General features: G+C 37.9%; 3 protein-coding genes. All 3 read left to right on the top strand.

Translation table 11 applies throughout. From position 1 onward, the window contains the following. Positions 1–572 (top strand): site-specific integrase (locus tag N1032_RS23165; protein WP_259542696.1); only part of this gene is annotated, 572 nt, incomplete at its 5' end. A gap of 76 nt (positions 573–648) precedes the next feature. Then, a complete protein-coding gene (locus tag N1032_RS23160; RefSeq protein WP_259542695.1) occupies positions 649–1,056 on the top strand; it encodes a hypothetical protein in 408 nt (135 codons plus the stop codon). A gap of 222 nt (positions 1,057–1,278) precedes the next feature. Beyond that, positions 1,279–1,437, top strand: coding sequence for a hypothetical protein (locus N1032_RS23155; RefSeq protein ID WP_259542694.1), 159 nt, complete (start codon positions 1,279–1,281; stop codon positions 1,435–1,437). Positions 1,438–1,474 lie beyond the last annotated feature (37 nt).

Genomic DNA, 1,474 nt, shown 5'->3' with positions numbered 1-1,474 from the left:
ATATTGGAAGACTACTTCTAATGCCTAAATTCATAAACACGCAAGATACAGCCAACAAACCATTAAACCCGCAAGAATTCGCCAGGGTTAAATCACTTAATGACCCGTTAATAGGTCTAATCGTCATCAACGCATGGCGGCGTAGTGAGATTTCGCAAGCAATCATCAATGACGACGGAACAGATTACGCCCATTTTATCCCTAAATACCAAAATAAATTAAAGCACTTTTTGATGACAAAGGCAGAAAGGGACTTTTTAGACCGAATAAGCGACGAAATAGTAAAGACAACAAAAAGGACAAGGAAAGCACTAAATCAAGCACTAAATAGGCATTTCGTAAAGATTAGCGATATTGCCGGGGTTCGCCTTACTCCTCACATCATCAGAGCAACAGCGGCAACAATGCATGATTATTTAGGTGCAAGCCATAAAGTCGTAAGTAAAATAATGAACCATACGAACCCGCTAACCACATACAAATACATACAGCCGCAAGAGTTTCAGGTATTCGAGGCAAAAGAAATCATAGCCGAGATGAACACCTTCGAAGGTATGACAATTCAGGAGTGAAGAGAATTCGCCCTTTCAAAAATTAAGCAGATAAAAAGACTTGAGCGAGAAATCGCAATTTTGAAAGGAGGTGAGAATGGACCACAACGTAGTTAAAAAAGAAGGCATAAAGCACTATTTCTTGGCGAAGGATTGCTTGCTGAAAGGCGCAAAACTCCATGAGGTAGTAAATCAATTCAACCTTGATGCCAACGAATTATTAGGTTTAATGCGCGAATTAAGGGCATATCGCTACTTGAAAGCAAAATACCGGGAAACTAAATGGAAAGTCGAATACGACGCCGCAAACGACCTAAAAGGTATTGATTTCACGGTGACATGCACAAAGCAAAAGACAGCCGAATACGGAAAGGTGATTACCTTTGGCGTCTCTGGATTACACGACGAAACAGTAAAATACAAAAATTTTGTAGATTATTCGCTCATGGTTACAGAGACGGCAATTTATCAGAAAAAGGTTAAAAATGCAAAAATTCAAAATTAAGAAAAATCAAATACAGCAAGACAAGATGACCAAAAAGAACAAGGAGGTTTGAAATGATTTGTTTCAAGAACAAAAAAAAGAAAATTATTGACAAGGTGCAAGTGAAAAAAGCGCTCCAAAAACTGAACGCGGATCAATTACACGACCTATTAGACTGAACCATAACGGAAATTAACGAAAAAAATGGGACGCACTGAAATTACCAAACAAAAGGAGTATCTCATGGAAAAAACTAAACTTGAATTATTCAAAGAACTTATTGCCGAGCTAACAGAAAACAAAAAAGCATACGAAGCAATAAAAGAACCTGCCTTACAAGCATATGAAGCAATAAAAGAACCTGCCTCACAAGCATACAAAGCAATAAAAGAACCTGCTTGAAAAGCATATGAAGCAATACATGAACCTGCTTGAAAGG

The organism is Herbiconiux daphne (genome assembly GCF_024979295.1).
GTDB classification, from domain to species: Bacteria; Actinomycetota; Actinomycetes; order Actinomycetales; family Microbacteriaceae; genus Herbiconiux; species Herbiconiux daphnes.
Note: the sequence above shows the minus strand (reverse complement) of the source record. Positions and strands in the feature narration are given on the sequence as shown.

What these genes read in the sequence shown, in the direction of transcription:
- N1032_RS23160 (WP_259542695.1), top strand. Translation starts at nt 649, where the DNA reads ATGGACCACAACGTAGTTAAAAAAGAAGGCATAAAGCACTATTTCTTG.
- N1032_RS23155 (WP_259542694.1), top strand. Translation starts at nt 1,279, where the DNA reads ATGGAAAAAACTAAACTTGAATTATTCAAAGAACTTATTGCCGAGCTA.